The following is an 18,826-nucleotide window of genomic DNA, read 5'->3' as shown; positions in this document are numbered from 1 at the left end:
CATACGCCTTGTATTCGCCGAAATACTTCGTGATCGCGGCCGTCAGCGACGTCTTGCCATGGTCGACGTGGCCGATCGTGCCGATGTTTACGTGAGGCTTGTTGCGCTCAAACTTGCTCTTTGCCATTTCCGGCTCTCCGTTCCTTGTCCCGCGAAGGGAAATTCATACAATTTTCTTAGGGGCGTACCCCGGTCACTTCTGACCGGAGTACTTTGCCTGGATTTCCTGCGCGACGTTCGAGGGAACCGGCGCATAGTGATCGAAGGTCATCGTGTACTGGGCGCGGCCCTGCGACATCGAGCGCAGGTTGTCCACGTACTTGAACATGTTGGCCAGCGGCACGTTGGCGGAGATCACGACGGCGACGCCGCGCGATTCCTGGCCCTGGATCTGGCCACGACGGGAGTTCAGGTCGCCGATGACGTCGCCGACATAGTCTTCCGGCGTGACGACTTCGACCTTCATCATCGGTTCCAGCAGCTGGGCGCCGGCTTCACGCGACGCTTCACGGAAGCAGGCACGCGATGCGATTTCGAAGGCGAGGACCGAGGAGTCGACGTCGTGGAAGGCGCCGTCGATGAGCGTCGCCTTGACGCCGAGCATCGGGAAGCCTGCGAGCGGACCCGAGGACAAAACGCTTTCGATACCCTTCTGAACGCCCGGGATATATTCCTTCGGAACGGAACCGCCGACGATCTTGGATTCGAACAGGAAGTCTTCGCCTTCCGGGTTCGGTTCGAAAACGAGCTTCACGCGGGCGAACTGGCCGGTACCACCGGTCTGCTTCTTGTGCGTGTAGTCCTTTTCGGTCTTGCGCGTGATGGTTTCGCGGTAGGCAACCTGCGGGGCGCCGACATTGGCTTCGACCTTGAACTCGCGACGCATGCGATCGACGATGATGTCGAGGTGAAGTTCACCCATGCCTGCGATGATCGTCTGGCCCGACTCTTCGTCGGTCTTGACGCGGAAGGACGGGTCTTCGGCGGCCAGGCGGTTGAGCGCGAGGCCCATCTTTTCCTGGTCGTTCTTGGTCTTAGGCTCGATCGCGATCTGGATGACCGGCTCAGGGAATTCCATGCGCTCGAGGATGACCGGCTTCAGGGGATCGCAGAGCGTGTCGCCCGTCGTCGTGTCCTTGAGGCCGGCGAGAGCAACGATGTCGCCTGCAAAGGCTTCTTCGATGTCTTCACGCGAGTTGGAATGCATCTGCAGCATACGGCCGACGCGCTCGCGCTTTTCCTTGACCGTGTTCATGACCGACGTGCCCTTTTCGAGCTTGCCGGAATAGATGCGGGCGAAGGTGAGCGAACCGACGAAGGGGTCGTTCATGATCTTGAACGCGAGCATGGAAAGCGGCTCGGCGTCGTCAGCGTGACGCTCGATTTCGGCTTCCGTCTTGACGTCGATGCCCTTGATCGCCGGGATGTCTGCCGGGGACGGCAGGTAATCGACGACGGCGTCGAGCAGCGGCTGAACGCCCTTGTTCTTGAACGCGGTACCGCAGAACATCGGGTGGAACTTCACGTCGATGGTGCCGCGGCGAACGAGCGCACGGATCTGGTCGTTGTCCGGGTAGTTGCCTTCGAGATAGGCTTCCATCGCGGCTTCGTCGATTTCGACGACGGTCTCGATGAGCTTCTCGCGGTATTCTTCGGCCTGGGCCTTCATGTCTTCCGGGATTTCGACGACGTCCCACTGGGCGCCGAGCGATTCATCGCGCCAGACGAGAGCGTTCATCTCGATCAGGTCGACGACGCCCTTGAACTCGGTCTCGGCGCCGATCGGCAGCTGCATGACGACCGGGATCGCACCGAGGCGCGACTTGATCATGGACACCGAGCGGTAGAAGTCCGCACCGGTCTTGTCCATCTTGTTGCAGAAGATCATGCGCGGAACGTTGTACTTCTCAGCCTGACGCCAGACGGTTTCCGTCTGCGGCTCTACGCCGGCGTTGGCATCGAGAAGGGCGATCGCACCGTCGAGAACGCGCAGCGAACGCTCGACTTCGATGGTGAAGTCGACGTGGCCGGGGGTGTCGATGATGTTGAAGCGGCGGGTCTTGCCGTCACGGCCCTTCCAGTAGGTCGTGGTGGCAGCGGACGTGATCGTGATGCCGCGTTCCTGCTCCTGCTCCATCCAGTCCATCGTAGCGGCGCCGTCATGGACTTCGCCGATCTTGTGGGACTTGCCGGTGTAGTAAAGGATACGCTCGGTCGTCGTCGTCTTGCCGGCGTCGATATGCGCCATGATACCGAAATTTCGGTAGTCTTCGATTTTATATTCGCGAGCCATCTGGGACTCCTTTCGAGACGTCTAGTTTCGGTTACCAGCGGTAGTGCGAGAAGGCACGGTTGGCGTCAGCCATCTTGTGCGTATCTTCGCGCTTCTTGACGGCGCTGCCGCGATTGTTCGCTGCGTCCATGAGTTCGCCGGAGAGGCGCTCGACCATGGTCGTTTCGTTACGCTTGCGGGCAGCTGCGATCAGCCAACGGATTGCGAGAGCCTGGCGGCGCTCCGGACGAACATCGACCGGAACCTGGTAGGTCGCACCACCAACGCGGCGCGAACGCACTTCGACGTGCGGCGCAACGTTGTCCAGAGCCGAATGGAACACCGTGACCGGGTCCGCTTTAGCCTTGCCCTGAACGACATCGAAGGCGCCGTAAACGATCGTTTCGGCGACGGACTTCTTGCCGTCCAGCATGATGGCATTCATGAACTTGGTGACTACGAGATCGCCGAACTTCGGGTCCGGGTTGATCTCGCGCTTTTCTGCTCTATGGCGACGGGACATACTTTTTGTCTCTCAAACTTGTAACTGATCTGACCAGCGAAATGGCGCCGGTTGACTTATTATTTCGGACGCTTCGCGCCGTACTTGGAGCGGCGCTGCTTGCGGTTCTTGACGCCCTGGGTGTCGAGAACGCCGCGGATGATGTGGTAACGAACGCCCGGCAAGTCCTTTACGCGGCCGCCACGGATCATGACGACGGAGTGTTCCTGCAGGTTGTGGCCTTCGCCCGGAATGTAGCCGATGACTTCGAAGCCATTGGTCAGGCGGATCTTGGCGACCTTACGCAGAGCCGAGTTCGGCTTCTTCGGGGTCGTCGTGTAGACGCGGGTGCAAACGCCGCGCTTCTGTGGGTTTTCCTGCAGAGCAGGAACCTTGTTGCGCTTTACCGACGCCTGGCGCGGCTTGCGGATCAACTGGTTTACGGTAGGCATTTAACCATCCCTTGCAAATCTAGTCTCGTTTACCCTTGCGGGCGGATACATGGCCACACGCGTGTTCATGCGCAATAAAAGGCCGATCCGCTTTTGCGGATGACCTTCATAGGCAGAGGACGCGATAACCGCGTCATGCGTGCAGCATTCATGTTCTCAACGTGCGTCGAGCCCTGTTTGAGGCGAACTCCAGAACGAGTCGTTCCGAACCAGCCAGCCTCACATAGGCTCTGATAGCGGGCGGTCTACTGATTAAAGGGCGAAAGGTCAAGGGGCGGCGCGAAAGAATCCTGCCCGGGAATGCCTGCTTTGCCTGAGAAGCAGGGCTTTCAGGGTGCACCCCTGCCCTCTTCACGGCGATTTTCAGACAACCAGCCTTCGCCGATCTGCATTAAGAAAGCATGAACAAGGAATCAACCGGAAGAGTCGCTCCGCGCTAATTACATCCACCGATTCTCTTGCAGCGCGGCTTTTGACGGGATCGTGATTTTTGCGATTGGGTCCGACCGCCCTACCCTTTATAGAGCTTGCATCATTTCATCCCGAAAGGAGCCTGCCATGGCCAGTGCCGACAACGACAACAATACGCTCGACGACCCGATGGTCTTCATCATCATCGGCAAGGCCTATGAGCGCGACGGCGACGAGGGCATCGACATCCACGTCATGCTGCGCGCGCCGGACGACGACAGCGCCGTGCGCGAGGCGCTGAACGCCCTTTCGGAGGAAGGCTTCCTTGAGGCAGACCTTGACCAGATCGGCACGCTGAACGACGTGCCGGACGAGGAGCCACATGCGTCGGCCTATCGCGGCGCGCTCGAAGGGGAAGTGGCGATCATCCGCTTCGCGTGACGCCGCGCCCCCGTCAGTCCGATTGCTCCCCTTGGCAGAGGCGTGTCGCCCGCCTCTGCCGGCAGCAAGGGGTAGTAGGCTCCTATCCGTTCAGGTGAGGTTCTACGCCCTATTGGCGGCTTATCAGCCTCCGGGGGCTCGGGCATGGTGGTCGACATGGTCGCTCAGCCTGTCCGGCCTGGCCTAACGGGGGAAAAGATGACCGTTTCCGATACAGCGACAGCGGTTGGCGAAAAGAACGACTATTACGACAAGAGCTATTTCGACAAGACGTTCGAACACCAGCGCTATGCGGCTTACTTCGATCGCCTGAAGTTCGAGAAATTCGTCGGTCCGTCGGACCGCGTGATCGATTTCGGCTGCGGTGGCGGCTACATCCTCTCCAGCCTCGACGTGAAAGAGCGCGTTGGTGTCGAGGTCAACGAGGCGGCCGCCGCGGCGGCCCGCAAGAACGGCATCCGGGTCTTCGGGAGCCTTGATCAGATCGAGGACGGCTGGGCCGACACCATCATCTCCCACCATGCGCTTGAGCATGTCGACGATCCACTCGGCATGGTGCGGCAGATGTTCACCAAGCTCCGCAAGGGCGGCAAGGTCGTGCTCGTGACGCCGAACGAGTCCTTCAAGATAGGCTACCGCGAGGACGAGCCGAACTTCCACCTGTTCACCTGGTCGCCCAGCAACCTCGGCAATCTGCTGAAGCGTGCCGGTTTCACCGGGATCGCCGCGGCGCCGGTCCACCACCGCTGGCCGCGCTACTGGTGGATCGTCGGCCCCATCGTCGGCAAGCGGATGATGAACCTCATCTGCATTGCCTATGGACGGGTAATGACGGGCGTCAGCCAGGTCAGGGCGATCGGCTACAAGCCCTAGGCGCTGCCCCGTCTCCCATAAACAAAAAGCCGCCCGAAACGCTCGGGCGGCTTTTTCATCTTTAAAAGAACGACAGCTTATTCGGCTGCGGCGTTCTCGCCGCCGGCGAGGTCCGCCAGCATCGGGGTTGCAACGCCTGCACCCGTCGACTTGCGGCGCTCGTCGAGGATCATCTCGTCGCGAGCCGTCGCGATGCGGCGGATCTGGGTCATGGTGCCGCCCGTACCGGCCGGGATGAGGCGGCCGACGATGACGTTTTCCTTGAGACCCTGCAGGCCGTCGGTCTTGCCGGCGATCGCAGCTTCCGTGAGAACCTTGGTGGTTTCCTGGAAGGATGCGGCCGAGATGAACGACGGGGTCTGCAGCGACGCCTTGGTGATGCCGAGGAGGACCGGATCGCCGTAAGCCGGCTTCTTGCCTTCCTCGATCAGGCCGTCGTTGACGTCTTCGAGCTCGATACGGTCGACGTTGTCGCCGACGATGTAGGTCGAGTCGCCGGCATCCGTGATCTCGACCTTCTGCAGCATCTGGCGAACGATCACCTCGATGTGCTTGTCGTTGATCACAACGCCCTGCAGACGGTAGACTTCCTGGATTTCGTTCACGAGGTAGGAAGCGAGTGCTTCCACGCCCTTGATCGCCAGGATGTCGTGCGGCGCCGGGTTGCCGTCGAGGATGTAGTCACCCTTTTCGATGTAGTCGCCGTCCTGAAGGTGGAAGGGCTTGCCCTTCGGGATCAGGTATTCGACCGGCTCGACACCATCTTCCGCCGGCTCGATCATCACGCGACGCTTGTTCTTGTAGTCGCGGCCGAAGCGAACCGTACCATCGATCTCAGCGATGATGGCGTGGTCCTTCGGACGACGAGCTTCGAACAGTTCGGCAACGCGCGGCAGACCACCGGTGATGTCCTTGGTCTTGGCGCTTTCCAGCGGCGAGCGGGCAAGAACGTCACCCTGCGAGACCTTCTGGCCCGGTTCGACCGACAGGATCGCGTCGACCGAGAGCAGGAAGCGGGCTTCGCCACCGCGGGACAGCTTGGCAACGGCGCCATTCTTGTCCTTGATGATGATCGCCGGCTTCAGGTCCGTACCGCGCGGCGTCGAGCGCCAGTCGATGACCGAACGCTTGGTGATGCCCGTGGATTCGTCCGTCGATTCCAGAACCGAGATACCGTCGACCACGTCTTCGAAGTGAACGGTGCCCTCGACTTCCGTCATCATCGGACGGGTGTAGGGGTCCCACTCGGCGAGACGCTGGCCGCGCTTCACCTTGTCGGCATCGTCGACGAAAATCTTCGAACCGTAGGCGACGCGCTGCGAGGAGCGTTCCACGCCGCGCTCGTCGAGGATCTGGATCGCCATGTTGCGGCCCATTGCGACGAGAACGCCTTCGGAGTTGCGCAGCATGTTGCGGTTCTTGATCTGCACCGTGCCTTCATACGACGCTTCCAGGAACGACTGGTCGACCACGGTCGCCGTGCCGCCCAGGTGGAAGGTACGCATGGTGAGCTGGGTGCCCGGTTCACCGATCGACTGCGCCGCGATGACGCCGACGGCTTCGCCCATGTTGACGGGCGTGCCGCGTGCAAGGTCGCGACCGTAGCAGACGCCGCAGACGCCGGTCTGGATTTCGCAGGTCAGCGCCGAACGGATGCGGATCGACTGGATACCAGCCTTTTCGATCTGGACGACGTCGGCCTCGAGGATCATCCGGCCCGCATCGACGATGCGCTCACCCGTGACCGGGTGATCGATATCGTCCAGCGCGGTACGGCCGAGCACGCGGGTGCCGATCGAAGCCACGACCTGGCCGGCATCGACGATCGCCGTCATCGTGAGGCCCGTTTCCGTGCCGCAGTCGACATGCGTGACGATGCAATCCTGCGCGACGTCGACGAGACGGCGGGTCAGGTAACCGGAGTTCGCGGTCTTCAAGGCGGTGTCTGCCAGACCCTTGCGGGCACCGTGCGTCGAGTTGAAGTACTCGTTAACGGTCAGGCCTTCCTTGAAGTTCGAGATGATCGGCGTTTCGATGATCTCGCCCGACGGCTTGGCCATGAGGCCGCGCATGCCGCCAAGCTGACGCATCTGGCTCGGAGAGCCGCGGGCGCCGGAGTGCGACATCATGTAGATGGCGTTCATCGGCTTCTGGCGACCGGTCGCGGGGTCGAACTCGACGGCCTTGATGCGGGCCATCATGTCTTCCGCGACCTTCTCGGTGGCCTTGCCCCAGGCGTCGACGACCTTGTTGTACTTTTCGCCCTGGGTGATCAGGCCGTCATTGTACTGCTGCTCGTATTCCTTCACCAGGTTTTCGGTGTCGCCAACGATCTTCACCTTGGTTTCCGGAATGACCATGTCGTCCTTGCCGAACGAAATGCCGGCGCGGCAGGCGTGGACGAAGCCAAGCTGCATGATGCGGTCGCAGAAGATGACCGTGTCTTTCTGGCCGCAGTGACGGTAGACCGAGTCGATCATCTTGGAGATGTTCTTCTTGGTCATTTCCTGGTTGCAGATGTCGAACGGAATGTTGCCGTTCTTCGGCAGCAGTTCGCCGATGATCATGCGGCCGGGCGTCGTTTCGAAGATCTTGGTGTAGGGCTTGCCTTCACCATCGACCGACTTGTAGCGGCCCTTGATCTTGGCATGCAGCGTGACGACCTTGTTTTCCAGAGCGTGATGCAGTTCGCCCATGTCGGAGAAGGCCATGCCTTCGCCCGGCTCGTTCTGGTTCTGGATCGACAGATAGTACAGGCCGAGAACCATGTCCTGCGAAGGAACGATGATCGGCGCGCCGTTTGCCGGATGCAGGATGTTGTTGGTCGACATCATGAGCACGCGCGCTTCCAGCTGGGCTTCCAGCGAGAGCGGAACGTGAACAGCCATCTGGTCACCGTCGAAGTCGGCGTTGAAGGCCGTGCAGACGAGCGGGTGCAGCTGGATGGCCTTGCCTTCGACCAGCGTCGGTTCGAAGGCCTGGATGCCCAGGCGGTGCAGCGTCGGTGCGCGGTTCAACAGAACCGGATGTTCGCGGATGACCTCGTCGAGGATATCCCAGACTTCCGGCTTTTCCTTTTCAACGAGCTTCTTGGCCTGCTTGACGGTCGAGGAGTAACCCTTGGCGTCGAGGCGGGCGTAGATGAACGGCTTGAACAGTTCGAGCGCCATCTTCTTCGGCAGGCCGCACTGGTGCAGCTTCAGTTCCGGACCGGTCACGATGACCGAACGGCCGGAATAGTCGACGCGCTTGCCGAGAAGGTTCTGGCGGAAGCGGCCCTGCTTGCCCTTGAGCATGTCGGACAGCGACTTCAGCGGACGCTTGTTGGCACCCGTGATGACGCGACCACGGCGGCCGTTGTCGAACAGGGCGTCAACCGATTCCTGAAGCATGCGCTTCTCGTTGCGGATGATGATGCCCGGTGCGCGAAGCTCGATGAGGCGCTTCAGACGGTTGTTGCGGTTGATGACGCGGCGGTACAGATCGTTCAGGTCCGACGTCGCGAAGCGGCCGCCGTCCAGCGGAACCAGCGGACGCAGGTCCGGCGGGATCACCGGGACGACCTTCATGATCATCCATTCCGGACGGTTGCCGGATTCCATGAAGTTCTCGACGATCTTCAGGCGCTTCATCAGCTTCTTCTGCTTCAGATCCGAGGTGGTCTCGGCCAGATCCGAACGCAGATCGCCAGCGATCTTCTCGAGATTCATCGAGGCAAGCATCTCGTAGATGGCCTCGGCGCCGATCATCGCGGTGAACTGGTCTTCACCATATTCATCGACGGCGATCATGTATTCTTCTTCGGAAAGAAGCTGGTTTTCCTTGAGCGCGGTCAGGCCCGGCTCGGTCACGATGTAGTTCTCGAAATAGAGAACGCGCTCGACATCCTTCAGCGTCATGTCGAGCAAAGTCGAGATACGCGAGGGAAGCGACTTCAGGAACCAGATGTGGGCGACGGGCGCGGCGAGCTCGATATGGCCCATGCGCTCGCGGCGAACGCGCGACAGCGTGACTTCGACGCCGCACTTTTCGCAGATGATGCCCTTGTACTTCATGCGCTTGTACTTGCCGCACAGGCACTCGTAGTCCTTGATCGGGCCGAAGATGCGCGCGCAGAACAGACCGTCGCGTTCCGGCTTGAACGTGCGATAGTTGATCGTTTCCGGCTTCTTGATCTCACCGTAAGACCAGGAAAGAATCTTTTCCGGAGAAGCGATCGAGATCCGGATGGAATCGAACGTCTGCGCAGGCACCTGCGGATTGAAAAGGTTCATGACCTCTTGGTTCATGCCTATCTCCTTCGTGGGCCATTGGCCCTCTGCTTAGCAAGCGATTGCGGCGATACCCGGGTGCCGCAAGGCTGCTTGAAACGGATGAGCCGCCCCAGCCCGAGCGGGCGGAGCGGAAACGGTGCGCGCCCTGAAGGCGCGCACCCGATCATGATTATTCCGCGGCGTCCGGAAGCTGGCCGGCTTCGTTGGCTGCGTCGAGCTTGGAGTTCTCGAGTTCGACCGACAGGCCGAGCGAGCGCATTTCCTTGACGAGAACGTTGAAGCTCTCCGGAATGCCCGCTTCGAACGTGTCGTCGCCACGAACGATCGCCTCGTACACCTTGGTGCGGCCCGCGACGTCGTCCGACTTCACAGTCAGCATTTCCTGCAGCGTATAGGCGGCGCCGTAGGCTTCGAGCGCCCAGACCTCCATTTCCCCGAAGCGCTGGCCGCCGAACTGCGCCTTGCCGCCCAGCGGCTGCTGGGTAACGAGCGAGTACGGGCCGATCGAACGGGCGTGGATCTTGTCGTCCACAAGGTGGTTCAGCTTCAGCATGTAGATGTAGCCGACGGTCACCTGGCGGTCGAACTGGTCGCCGGTCCGGCCGTCATAGAGCGTCGACTGGCCGGTGACCTTGAGGCCGGCCTGTTCGAGCATCTCGTTGACGTCCTTCTCGACGGCGCCGTCGAAGACGGGGGTCGCGATCGACACACCACGACGGGTCTGTTCCGCAAGGCGGACGATGGACTCGTCGTCATACTGCTTGATCGGCTCGCCCTTCGGGCCGGAACCGATGACGCTGTCGATGACATCGCGCAGCGGCTGGATTTCGGCACCTGCCTTGTAGGCGTCGAGCATCGCGCCGATCTGCTTGCCCATGCCGGCGCAAGCCCAACCGAGATGCGTTTCCAGGATCTGGCCGACGTTCATGCGCGAAGGCACGCCCAGCGGGTTCAGAACGACGTCGACATGCGTGCCGTCTTCCAGGAACGGCATGTCTTCGATCGGAACGATGCGCGAAACCACACCCTTGTTGCCGTGACGGCCGGCCATCTTGTCGCCCGGCTGGATCTTGCGCTTCACAGCGACGAAGACCTTGACCATCTTCATGACGCCCGGGGGCATTTCGTCGCCGCGCTGAACCTTTTCGACCTTGTCCATGAAGCGCTGTTCAAGGCGCGACTTGGATTCGTCGTACTGGCCACGGAGCGCTTCGATCTCGCCCTGAACCTTCTCGTCCTCGACGGCGAACATCCACCACTGCGAGCGGGGATATTCGGAGACGACGGCGTTCGAAAGCTCGGTGCCTTTCTTGAAGCTCTTCGGGCCGGCAACGGCGACGTTGCCGCGCAGCATGTCGATCAGGCGGCCGTAGACGTTACGGTCGAGGATCGCCTGCTCGTCGTCGCGGTCCTTCGCCAGACGCTCGATCTCTTCGCGCTCGATCGCCATTGCACGTTCGTCCTTCTCCACGCCATGGCGGTTGAAGACGCGAACTTCGACGACGGTGCCGAAGGTGCCGGGCGGCATGCGCATGGAGGTGTCGCGCACGTCGGAAGCCTTTTCGCCGAAGATGGCGCGCAGAAGCTTTTCTTCCGGCGTCATCGGGCTTTCGCCCTTCGGCGTGATCTTGCCGACGAGGATGTCGCCGGGCTGAACTTCCGCACCGATGTACACGATACCGGCTTCGTCGAGGTTCTTCAGCGCTTCTTCCGACACGTTCGGAATGTCACGCGTGATTTCTTCCGGACCGAGCTTGGTGTCGCGGGCCATGACTTCGAACTCTTCGATATGGATCGAGGTGAAGACGTCATCGCGCACGATGCGTTCGGACAGGAGGATCGAGTCCTCGTAGTTGTAGCCGTTCCACGGCATGAACGCGACGAGCGCGTTGCGGCCGAGTGCCAGGTCGCCGAGGTCGGTCGACGGACCGTCCGCGATGATGTCGCCCTTGTTCAGAACGTCGCCGACGGTGACCAGCGGGCGCTGGTTGACGCAGGTGTTCTGGTTGGAGCGCTGGAACTTCTGCAGGCGGTAGATATCGACGCCGGACTTCGACGGATCGAGGTCTTCGGTAGCGCGGATAACGATACGGGTCGCGTCGACCTGGTCGACGACGCCGCCGCGGCGGGCCGCGATGGCAGCGCCCGAGTCACGGGCAACGACCGGTTCCATGCCGGTGCCGACGAACGGGGCTTCGGCCCGCAGGAGCGGCACGGCCTGGCGCTGCATGTTCGAGCCCATGAGCGCGCGGTTCGCGTCGTCGTTCTCAAGGAACGGGATGAGCGCGGCTGCGACCGAAACGAGCTGCTTCGGCGAAACGTCCATCAGGTTGACCGTGTCGCGCGGCGCGAGCATCACTTCGCCCGAGTGACGGCAAACGACGAATTCTTCCACGAACGAACCGTCCGAGGTGAGTTCCGAGTTTGCCTGGGCGACGTAGTACTTCGCTTCTTCCATGGCCGAGAGGTAGACCACTTCGGTCGTGACCTTGCCGTCCGTGATCTTGCGGTACGGGCTTTCGATGAAGCCGTACTTGTTGACGCGGGCGAAGGTTGCGAGCGAGTTGATCAGACCGATGTTCGGGCCTTCCGGCGTTTCGATCGGGCAGATACGGCCGTAGTGGGTCGGGTGAACGTCGCGGACTTCGAAGCCGGCGCGCTCGCGGGTCAGACCACCCGGGCCAAGAGCCGAAAGACGGCGCTTGTGGGTGATTTCCGAGAGCGGGTTCACCTGGTCCATGAACTGGGAGAGCTGCGAGGAGCCGAAGAATTCGCGAACCGCGGCAGCAGCCGGCTTCGCATTGATCAGGTCCTGCGGCATCACCGTGTCGATCTCGATCGAGGACATGCGTTCCTTGATCGCGCGCTCCATGCGCAGCAGGCCGAGACGGTACTGGTTCTCCATCAATTCGCCGACCGAACGAACACGGCGGTTGCCGAGGTTGTCGATGTCGTCGATCTCGCCCTTGCCGTCGCGCAGTTCGACCAGCATCCGGACCACGGCCAGGATGTCGTCCTTGCGCAGCGTACGGACCGTGTCGGCGACGTCGAGGTCGAGGCGCATGTTCATCTTCACGCGGCCGACGGCGGAGAGGTCGTAACGCTCCGCATCGAAGAACAGCGTGTTGAACATGGCTTCGGCCGAATCCATCGTCGGCGGTTCACCCGGGCGCATGACGCGGTAGATGTCGAACAGCGCGTCCTGGCGGTTCTCGTTCTTGTCCACGGCCAGCGTCGAGCGGATGTAGGCGCCGACGTTGATGTGGTCGATGTCGAGGACGGGGATCTCGTCGAAACCGGCCGACAGGATGACCGGGAGGGTCTTCTCGTCGATTTCGTCGCCGGCTTCGAGGTAGATCTCACCCGTCGAGAAGTTGACGATGTCTTCGGCGAGGTAGTTGCCGTAGAGCTCGTCGTCGGTCGCCTTGAGGGCCTTGAGGCCCTTTTCGGAGAGCGTCTTCAGGAGGCGCGGCGTCAGCTTCTTGCCGATTTCCACGACGACTTCGCCGGTGTCGGCGTCCACCATGTCCGAGACGGCCTTCTGGCCTTTCAGCGCGTCCGGATTGAAGGGCACGCGCCAGCCTTCGCCGTCGCGCTGGTAGAACGACTTCGTGTAGAAGGTCGACAGGATTTCTTCACCGTCCATGCCGAGTGCCATGAGCAGCGACGTGACGGGGATCTTGCGGCGGCGGTCGATGCGCGCATGCACGATGTCCTTGGCGTCGAACTCGATGTCGAGCCAGGAACCGCGATACGGGATGACGCGGGCAGCGAAGAGCAGCTTGCCGGAAGAGTGGCTCTTGCCCTTGTCGTGGTCGAAGAACACGCCCGGCGAACGGTGCATCTGGGAGACGATGACGCGCTCGGTGCCGTTGACGATGAACGTACCGTTGTCGGTCATGAGCGGCATGTCGCCCATGTAGACGTTCTGTTCCTTGATGTCCTTGATCGACTTCGCGCCGGTATCCTCGTCGATATCGAACACGATGAGGCGCAGCGTCACCTTGAGGGGCGCTGCATAGGTCAGGTCACGCTGGCGGCATTCCTCGACGTCGAACTTCGGCTGTTCGAATTCGTAGGAGACGAATTCGAGCATGGAAGCGCCGGAGAAGTCGGTGATCGGGAAGACCGACTTGAAAACGGACTGGAGGCCCTCTTCCGGACGACCGCCGGCGGGCTCTTCAACCATCAGAAACTGGTCGTAAGATGCTTTCTGAACCTCGATGAGGTTCGGCATGACTGCGACTTCAGGGATTTTACCAAAAAACTTGCGTACGCGCCTACGACCGTTAAACGAAAGGGTCTGAGCCATCGTCGCTCCTTCAAAATTTGCATCCGGGCCTGCAACGGACGGGGTTCGCTGGCCAGTCGATCCCGTCTATCATGGGTTTGTTCAATCTCGTCTTACCGCCTAAGCCACGGGCCGGATTGCCCGATCGCTTGGGTAGAAGACCATCCTCTTGAAGAACCCATTACCCAAAAGCCGGTTTTCACGGCTTTTGGGTAATCAGTTCGGAGGAATCATCAATGGGAGAGGGTTTTCACCCTCCCCCATCGCATTCCGGTATTACTTAACGTCGACCTTGGCGCCGGCGTCTTCAAGCTTCTTCTTGAGGTCGGCAGCTTCGCCCTTCGAGACGGCTTCCTTGACAGCCTTCGGAGCGCCTTCGACGAGGTCCTTGGCTTCCTTGAGGCCGAGGCCGGTGATGGCGCGGACTTCCTTGATGACGTTGATCTTGTTGGCGCCGGCCTCAACGAGGATGACGTCGAACTCGGTCTTTTCTTCTTCGACCACAGCAGCAGCAGCGCCACCGCCAGCAGCAGCGACGGCTACCGGTGCAGCAGCCGAAACGCCCCACTTCTCTTCGAGCAGCTTGGAAAGCTCAGCAGCTTCCAGAACGGTCAGCGAGGAGAGGTCTTCTACGATCTTTGCGAGATCAGCCATTGTCATAGTTCCTTATATTCGGTTCGAACTGGTTAGTTTGATTTACAGCGAAAAACCGCCTCAAGCGGCTTCGTCCTTCTTGGCGTAGGCGGCGAACACACGAGCAAGCTGGCTTGCCGGTGCTGCAACGACCGTGGCGACGCGCGTGGCCGGGGCTGCAAGCAGGCCCAGGAGCTTTGCACGAAGCTCGTCGAGCGAAGGCAGGGTCGCAAGCGACTTGACTGCATCAGCGTCGAGTGTGGTCGCACCCATGGCACCACCGAGAACAACGAGCTTGTCGTTGGTCTTGGCGAAATCCATGGCTACCTTGGGAGCAATCATCGGATCATTTGCGTAAGCAATGAGCGTCTGACCCTGGAAGAGATCAGACATCCCTTCCGACTCCGTACCCTGAAGGGCAATTTTGGCCAGGCGGTTCTTCGCGACCTTGACGGTACCGCCCGCTGCACGCATCTTCGTACGAAGATCGTTCATCTGTGCGACGGTGATACCGGCGTAGCGGGCCACGACAACCGAACCGGAAGCCTTGAAGACTTCGTTCAGCTCCGTGACGAATTCGCGTTTTTCCGCTCTTTCCACTGTGCCTATCTCCAGTTGACAGGACCGTGACTTCTCACGGGACCTGCCGGGTTTACCTTTGCCGCCAGGGATCCGCTTCAAAAGGGATCCCGAGCGACGCTCGAGGATCCTGTCCCCCCGCGCTCGACCGGATGGCCGCGACACAAGGTAAGGTAGGTTCGAACCGAATTTCGGCGTCATCCGACGCGGAAGAAATCCAGGTCTCACCCCGTCTCATGCAGGCTAAAGTGATTAAGGGATAACCACCTGCAATCTCGGACAGGAGTTCCGGGTTGCCCCGGAAATCCCCGGCCAGACAAGGCCGGGAATTCTGTTGCGGTTCGGCCGGAGCCGAGCCGTAAATTAGGCGACGGTTGCCGGGTCGATCTTGACGCCCGGGCCCATCGTTGAAGAGATGGCTACGCGCTTGACGTAGTTGCCCTTGGCGCCCGTCGGCTTGGCCTTGATGACCGCGTCGGCGAATGCCTTGATGTTCTCTTCCAGAGCCTTGGCGTCGAAGGAAGCCTTGCCGATGCCGGCGTGGATGATACCAGCCTTCTCGACGCGGAACTCGACAGCACCGCCCTTGGATGCCTTGACGGCGCCGGTGACGTCCATGGTCACGGTGCCGACCTTCGGGTTCGGCATCATGCCGCGCGGGCCGAGAACCTTACCGAGGCGGCCGACGAGCGGCATCATGTCCGGGGTGGCGATGCAGCGATCGAAATCGATCTTGCCGCCCTGGACGATTTCGACGAGGTCTTCGGCGCCGACGATGTCAGCACCGGCAGCCTTGGCTTCATCAGCCTTGGCGCCACGAGCGAAGACGGCGACGCGAACGTCGCGGCCCGTGCCGTTCGGCAGGTTGACCACGCCGCGGACCATCTGGTCTGCGTGGCGCGGGTCGACGCCGAGGTTCATGGCGACTTCGATGGTTTCGTCGAACTTGGCGACGGCACGCTCCTTGACGAGAGCGATGGCGTCGGAAAGGGCGACGAGCTTGGTCGGGTCGATGCCTTCACGGATCTTCTGGAGACGCTTTGCTACCTTGGCCATGATCAACCTACCACTTCCAGGCCCATGGCGCGGGCGGAGCCCTCGACCATTGCCATCGCGCCTTCGATATCGGCGGCGTTGAGATCCTTCATCTTGGCTTCGGCGATCGACTTGATCTGAGCCTTGGTGAGCTTGCCGACGGTGGCACCCTTGCCCGGGGTCTTCGAACCGGAGGTGATCTTGGCTTCCTTCTTGAGGAAGTAGGTCACCGGGGGCTGCTTCATCACAAATGTGAAGGACTTGTCCTGGTAATAGGTGATGACGACCGGAATCGGCATGCCCTTTTCCATTTCCTGCGTAGCCGCGTTGAACGACTTGCAGAATTCCATGATGTTAATGCCACGCTGACCAAGCGCCGGGCCGATCGGCGGGGACGGGTTTGCCGATCCTGCCTTGACCTGAAGCTTGAGCTGGCCTGCAACTTTCTTAGCCATTTCTCTCTGCCTTTCAGAATGCGACCGGTTTCCCGGTCCATGATGCCGGTCCGAAGACCGGCGGCTGCGGTTGCGTGGTGCGGATTTCTGGCGCCCGGCTTATAAGGCGACTGTCCTTCCACGCGATCGGCGGAAATCTCCGCCACCAACCCTCTGACGAGGGCCGGATTTCACACAAGCAGCGCCCCGAAGGACGCCGCCGAAATCAGATTTTCTCGACCTGGGCGTATTCCAGCTCGACCGGGGTGGCGCGACCGAAGATCGACACTTCCACCTTGAGGCGCGAACGCTCCTCGTCGACGTCCTGAACGATGCCGTTGAACGACGCGAACGGACCGTCGGAAACGCGAACCTGCTCGCCGATCTCGAAGGAGACCGAGGGCTTCGGACGATCGACACCGTCCTGGACCTGCGACAGGATGCGATCAGCCTCGGAGTCAGGGATCGGAACCGGCTTGTTGTCGGAACCGAGGAAACCCGTGACCTTCGGCGTATTCTTGATGAGGTGGTATGCCTCGTCCGTCAGGTTCGCCCGCACCATCACGTAGCCCGGGAAGAACTTGCGCTCGGAATCGACCTTGCGGCCGCGACGCACCTCGACGACCTTTTCGGTCGGCACGATGATCTTCTCGAACAGGTGCTCAAGGCCCTTCTGACGTGCCTTGTTCTCGATGTCCTCGGCGACCTTCTTTTCGAAATTCGAATAAGCGTGGACGATGTACCAACGCGCAGCCATGTTCATCTCCAACCAATCAAGCGCTAGCGCTGAGGACGAGGCCGATCAGCCAGCCCATCAACTGGTCAGCAGCAAAGAAGAACACTGCCGCAAGGAAGACCATGACAAAAACCATGATGGTCGAGATCATCGTCTCGCGCCGCGAGGGCCAAGTCACTTTCGCCGTCTCGGAGCGTACCTGCTGCAGAAACGCAATCGGATTCGTTTTCGATGCCATTGAATGTCCACGCCATTACGGCGCGTAAAGCTGAACTATCAGCCCCACGCACCGCGTGTCTGTTTTGCCCTACATAAAGCCCGATTCCCTTTTTAACAAGAGGCAACCGGGCTTTTCGCGAATTTAGACGGTCGAACGCCGTCACGCCATCCCCTCCCCGTCGCTGCAAGTCGTCCGCGCTGTCCGGTTTGGAATGGCAGGGGCAGCAGGGCTCGAACCTGCGACCTGCGGTTTTGGAGACCGCCGCTCTACCAACTGAGCTATACCCCTAGATGCTTGCCGCTCCTGAACGAAACGCCCGTCGCCGGCAAGGCATGGCGTCTTTACGGCGCACGGATCGACTTGGCAAGCCCGAAGACGAGATTTTTTCACAGTTTAACAACGCAGCGCGCTGCCTGTCGCACCTTACCAGGCGAAACGGAGGCGCGCCCGGATGGTGCCGGTCAGGCCGGCCTCCTGCCGCCGCACGGACGCACCGAGATCAAGCCCGTCGAAGACCCGCTGCTCGATGCCGAATTCCGTCCCGATCCGGCGCTCGCCGCTTACGGCCGTGCCGGCTGCGACGAAAGAGGTGCCGGTCGGCAGCGCCTGGAGCTGCGCCTTCTGCACCATGCGCACCGAGCCGCGATAGCCGTGCCGCACATTCGCATCGGCCGACACGGACGGCGTGACCACCACGTCGAAGGAGGGCGACGCCATCCAGCGGCGCGAGACGCCGGCGCTGGCGGAGACACGCCCCGTCAGGGGATTGTAGCCCGCCGTGGCGCTGCGCTCGCTGCCGGAATGCCCCTGCCCGCGCAGTTCCGCCCAGAGCCTTGCATTGTCGCGTGTATCGCGTATCCGGCCGGTGGAGGACGTGGTGATGGAGACATCGACGCCCGCGCTCATCTCGGCAGCGGTCGCGGCCTTGGCGCCCATGCGCAGGCGATAGGCATAGCTGGAGAGTTTCGCCGGCGACCATATCAAAAGAGAATCATCAGCCTGGGCTTCGGCTGCCGGAAGAATCAAAAGAATCGTCGAAACAGCGAGCGCTGCGCGCGCCGCGCGTGCAAATGCGTTCATGGGAGTGCGGGCCTGTTTCCGGTTGCCGTGATGCGCGCGGCACGACCTCGTGTCCGCCACACGCAGAGGCGCCTCCGCAAGATACCGGATCGAAACGATCCATCGGCGCCGGACCTGGGCACACAGCGCCCTGGCCGTGTCGCTCGAAGCGACGCGGCAAACCTACCCCCTGGCGCCCACCGCCTCCATCCCCAGAACTGGCGAGTTATGCCCAGCGGCTAAAACAGTCCATGCAAAGAAAAAGCCCCGCGGTTTCCCGCGGGGCTCTCAATCAGGTCAAAGACCTAAAGCTTACTCGACGATCGAAGCAACGATGCCGGCGCCGACGGTGCGGCCGCCTTCGCGGATCGCGAAGCGCAGCTTTTCTTCCATCGCGATCGGAACGATCAGCTCGACGGCAACCGTGACGTTGTCGCCCGGCATGACCATTTCCGTGCCTTCCGGCAGCGAAACGATGCCCGTCACGTCCGTCGTGCGGAAGTAGAACTGCGGACGGTAGTTCGTGAAGAACGGCGTATGACGGCCGCCTTCTTCCTTCGTCAGGATGTAGGCTTCTGCCATGAACTTCTTGTGCGGCTTGACCGAACCCGGCT

16 protein-coding genes and 1 tRNA gene are annotated in these 18,826 nt (G+C 61.1%); 2 read left to right on the top strand and 15 right to left on the bottom strand.

Going from position 1 to position 18,826, the window contains the following annotated elements:
- The 4 genes from GB927_RS33875 to rpsL form a co-directional block, all read right to left on the bottom strand.
- Positions 1 to 127: GTP-binding protein (locus GB927_RS33875; protein ID WP_244910400.1), on the bottom strand; the 127-nt coding region annotated here is incomplete at its 3' end.
- A 66-nt stretch (positions 128 to 193) separates the two neighbouring features.
- Entirely contained in the window at positions 194 to 2,293 is a 2,100-nt protein-coding gene (gene fusA, locus GB927_RS33870) for an elongation factor G (RefSeq protein ID WP_256121542.1), read from the bottom strand.
- A 31-nt stretch (positions 2,294 to 2,324) separates the two neighbouring features.
- Positions 2,325 to 2,795, bottom strand: a complete 471-nt coding sequence (gene rpsG / locus GB927_RS33865; RefSeq protein ID WP_256121541.1) for a 30S ribosomal protein S7 — start codon at positions 2,793 to 2,795, stop codon at positions 2,325 to 2,327.
- A 59-nt stretch (positions 2,796 to 2,854) separates the two neighbouring features.
- On the bottom strand, positions 2,855 to 3,226 hold the full coding sequence (gene rpsL / locus GB927_RS33860; RefSeq protein WP_022719193.1) for a 30S ribosomal protein S12: 372 nt from the start codon (positions 3,224 to 3,226) through the stop codon (positions 2,855 to 2,857).
- Between the two features lie 558 nt (positions 3,227 to 3,784).
- Here rpsL and GB927_RS33855 point away from each other — a divergent pair.
- Positions 3,785 to 4,078, top strand: coding sequence for a transcriptional regulator (locus GB927_RS33855; RefSeq protein ID WP_256121540.1), 294 nt, complete (start codon positions 3,785 to 3,787; stop codon positions 4,076 to 4,078).
- Positions 4,079 to 4,276: 198 nt separating this feature from the next.
- A complete protein-coding gene (locus tag GB927_RS33850) occupies positions 4,277 to 4,951 on the top strand; it encodes a class I SAM-dependent methyltransferase (RefSeq protein ID WP_256121539.1) in 675 nt (224 codons plus the stop codon).
- 77 nt (positions 4,952 to 5,028) lie between these two features.
- On the opposite strand, the gene rpoC is transcribed toward GB927_RS33850, so the two are convergent.
- The 11 genes from rpoC to GB927_RS33795 all read right to left on the bottom strand — a co-directional run.
- Complete coding sequence (rpoC, locus tag GB927_RS33845) at positions 5,029 to 9,240, bottom strand: DNA-directed RNA polymerase subunit beta' (protein WP_256121538.1); 4,212 nt, start codon at positions 9,238 to 9,240, stop codon at positions 5,029 to 5,031.
- 154 nt (positions 9,241 to 9,394) lie between these two features.
- Positions 9,395 to 13,537 (bottom strand): DNA-directed RNA polymerase subunit beta, encoded by a 4,143-nt coding sequence (gene rpoB / locus GB927_RS33840; RefSeq protein ID WP_256121537.1) that lies wholly within the window; start codon positions 13,535 to 13,537, stop codon positions 9,395 to 9,397.
- A gap of 255 nt (positions 13,538 to 13,792) precedes the next feature.
- Positions 13,793 to 14,170 carry a 50S ribosomal protein L7/L12 gene (gene rplL, locus GB927_RS33835; RefSeq protein WP_256121536.1) on the bottom strand — a complete coding sequence of 126 codons (378 nt, stop codon included), beginning with the start codon at positions 14,168 to 14,170 and terminating at the stop codon, positions 13,793 to 13,795.
- Positions 14,171 to 14,230: 60 nt separating this feature from the next.
- Complete coding sequence (gene rplJ, locus GB927_RS33830) at positions 14,231 to 14,749, bottom strand: 50S ribosomal protein L10 (protein WP_256121535.1); 519 nt, start codon at positions 14,747 to 14,749, stop codon at positions 14,231 to 14,233.
- A 342-nt stretch (positions 14,750 to 15,091) separates the two neighbouring features.
- Positions 15,092 to 15,784 (bottom strand): 50S ribosomal protein L1, encoded by a 693-nt coding sequence (rplA, locus tag GB927_RS33825; RefSeq protein ID WP_256121534.1) that lies wholly within the window; start codon positions 15,782 to 15,784, stop codon positions 15,092 to 15,094.
- 2 nt (positions 15,785 to 15,786) lie between these two features.
- A complete protein-coding gene (gene rplK / locus GB927_RS33820) occupies positions 15,787 to 16,218 on the bottom strand; it encodes a 50S ribosomal protein L11 (RefSeq protein WP_023517311.1) in 432 nt (143 codons plus the stop codon).
- Positions 16,219 to 16,423: 205 nt separating this feature from the next.
- Positions 16,424 to 16,954: a transcription termination/antitermination protein NusG gene (gene nusG, locus GB927_RS33815; RefSeq protein ID WP_256121533.1), complete on the bottom strand. Its 531-nt coding sequence runs from the start codon at positions 16,952 to 16,954 to the stop codon at positions 16,424 to 16,426.
- Between the two features lie 16 nt (positions 16,955 to 16,970).
- Entirely contained in the window at positions 16,971 to 17,171 is a 201-nt protein-coding gene (gene secE, locus GB927_RS33810) for a preprotein translocase subunit SecE (RefSeq protein ID WP_256121532.1), read from the bottom strand.
- 194 nt (positions 17,172 to 17,365) lie between these two features.
- Positions 17,366 to 17,441, bottom strand: a tRNA-Trp gene (locus GB927_RS33805).
- Positions 17,442 to 17,576: 135 nt separating this feature from the next.
- Positions 17,577 to 18,233, bottom strand: coding sequence for a hypothetical protein (locus GB927_RS33800; protein ID WP_256121531.1), 657 nt, complete (start codon positions 18,231 to 18,233; stop codon positions 17,577 to 17,579).
- 291 nt (positions 18,234 to 18,524) lie between these two features.
- On the bottom strand, positions 18,525 to 18,826 hold a 302-nt coding region (locus tag GB927_RS33795; protein ID WP_500809276.1), incomplete at its 5' end, for an EF-Tu C-terminal domain-related protein.

Origin of the sequence: Shinella lacus, assembly GCF_010994755.1 — a bacterium.
In the GTDB taxonomy this organism is placed as follows: Bacteria; Pseudomonadota; Alphaproteobacteria; order Rhizobiales; family Rhizobiaceae; genus Shinella; species Shinella lacus.
This window is presented reverse-complemented; position numbering and strand designations above follow the sequence as displayed.

Excerpts from the sequence above, each read along its gene's own strand:
- fusA (WP_256121542.1), bottom strand. The coding sequence starts at position 2,293 with ATGGCTCGCGAATATAAAATCGAAGACTACCGAAATTTCGGTATCATG.
- rpsG (WP_256121541.1), bottom strand. The coding sequence starts at position 2,795 with ATGTCCCGTCGCCATAGAGCAGAAAAGCGCGAGATCAACCCGGACCCG.
- rpsL (WP_022719193.1), bottom strand. The coding sequence starts at position 3,226 with ATGCCTACCGTAAACCAGTTGATCCGCAAGCCGCGCCAGGCGTCGGTA.
- GB927_RS33855 (WP_256121540.1), top strand. The coding sequence starts at position 3,785 with ATGGCCAGTGCCGACAACGACAACAATACGCTCGACGACCCGATGGTC.
- GB927_RS33850 (WP_256121539.1), top strand. The coding sequence starts at position 4,277 with ATGACCGTTTCCGATACAGCGACAGCGGTTGGCGAAAAGAACGACTAT.
- rpoC (WP_256121538.1), bottom strand. The coding sequence starts at position 9,240 with ATGAACCAAGAGGTCATGAACCTTTTCAATCCGCAGGTGCCTGCGCAG.
- rpoB (WP_256121537.1), bottom strand. The coding sequence starts at position 13,537 with ATGGCTCAGACCCTTTCGTTTAACGGTCGTAGGCGCGTACGCAAGTTT.
- rplL (WP_256121536.1), bottom strand. The coding sequence starts at position 14,170 with ATGGCTGATCTCGCAAAGATCGTAGAAGACCTCTCCTCGCTGACCGTT.
- rplA (WP_256121534.1), bottom strand. The coding sequence starts at position 15,784 with ATGGCCAAGGTAGCAAAGCGTCTCCAGAAGATCCGTGAAGGCATCGAC.
- rplK (WP_023517311.1), bottom strand. The coding sequence starts at position 16,218 with ATGGCTAAGAAAGTTGCAGGCCAGCTCAAGCTTCAGGTCAAGGCAGGA.
- nusG (WP_256121533.1), bottom strand. The coding sequence starts at position 16,954 with ATGGCTGCGCGTTGGTACATCGTCCACGCTTATTCGAATTTCGAAAAG.
- secE (WP_256121532.1), bottom strand. The coding sequence starts at position 17,171 with ATGGCATCGAAAACGAATCCGATTGCGTTTCTGCAGCAGGTACGCTCC.
- GB927_RS33800 (WP_256121531.1), bottom strand. The coding sequence starts at position 18,233 with ATGAACGCATTTGCACGCGCGGCGCGCGCAGCGCTCGCTGTTTCGACG.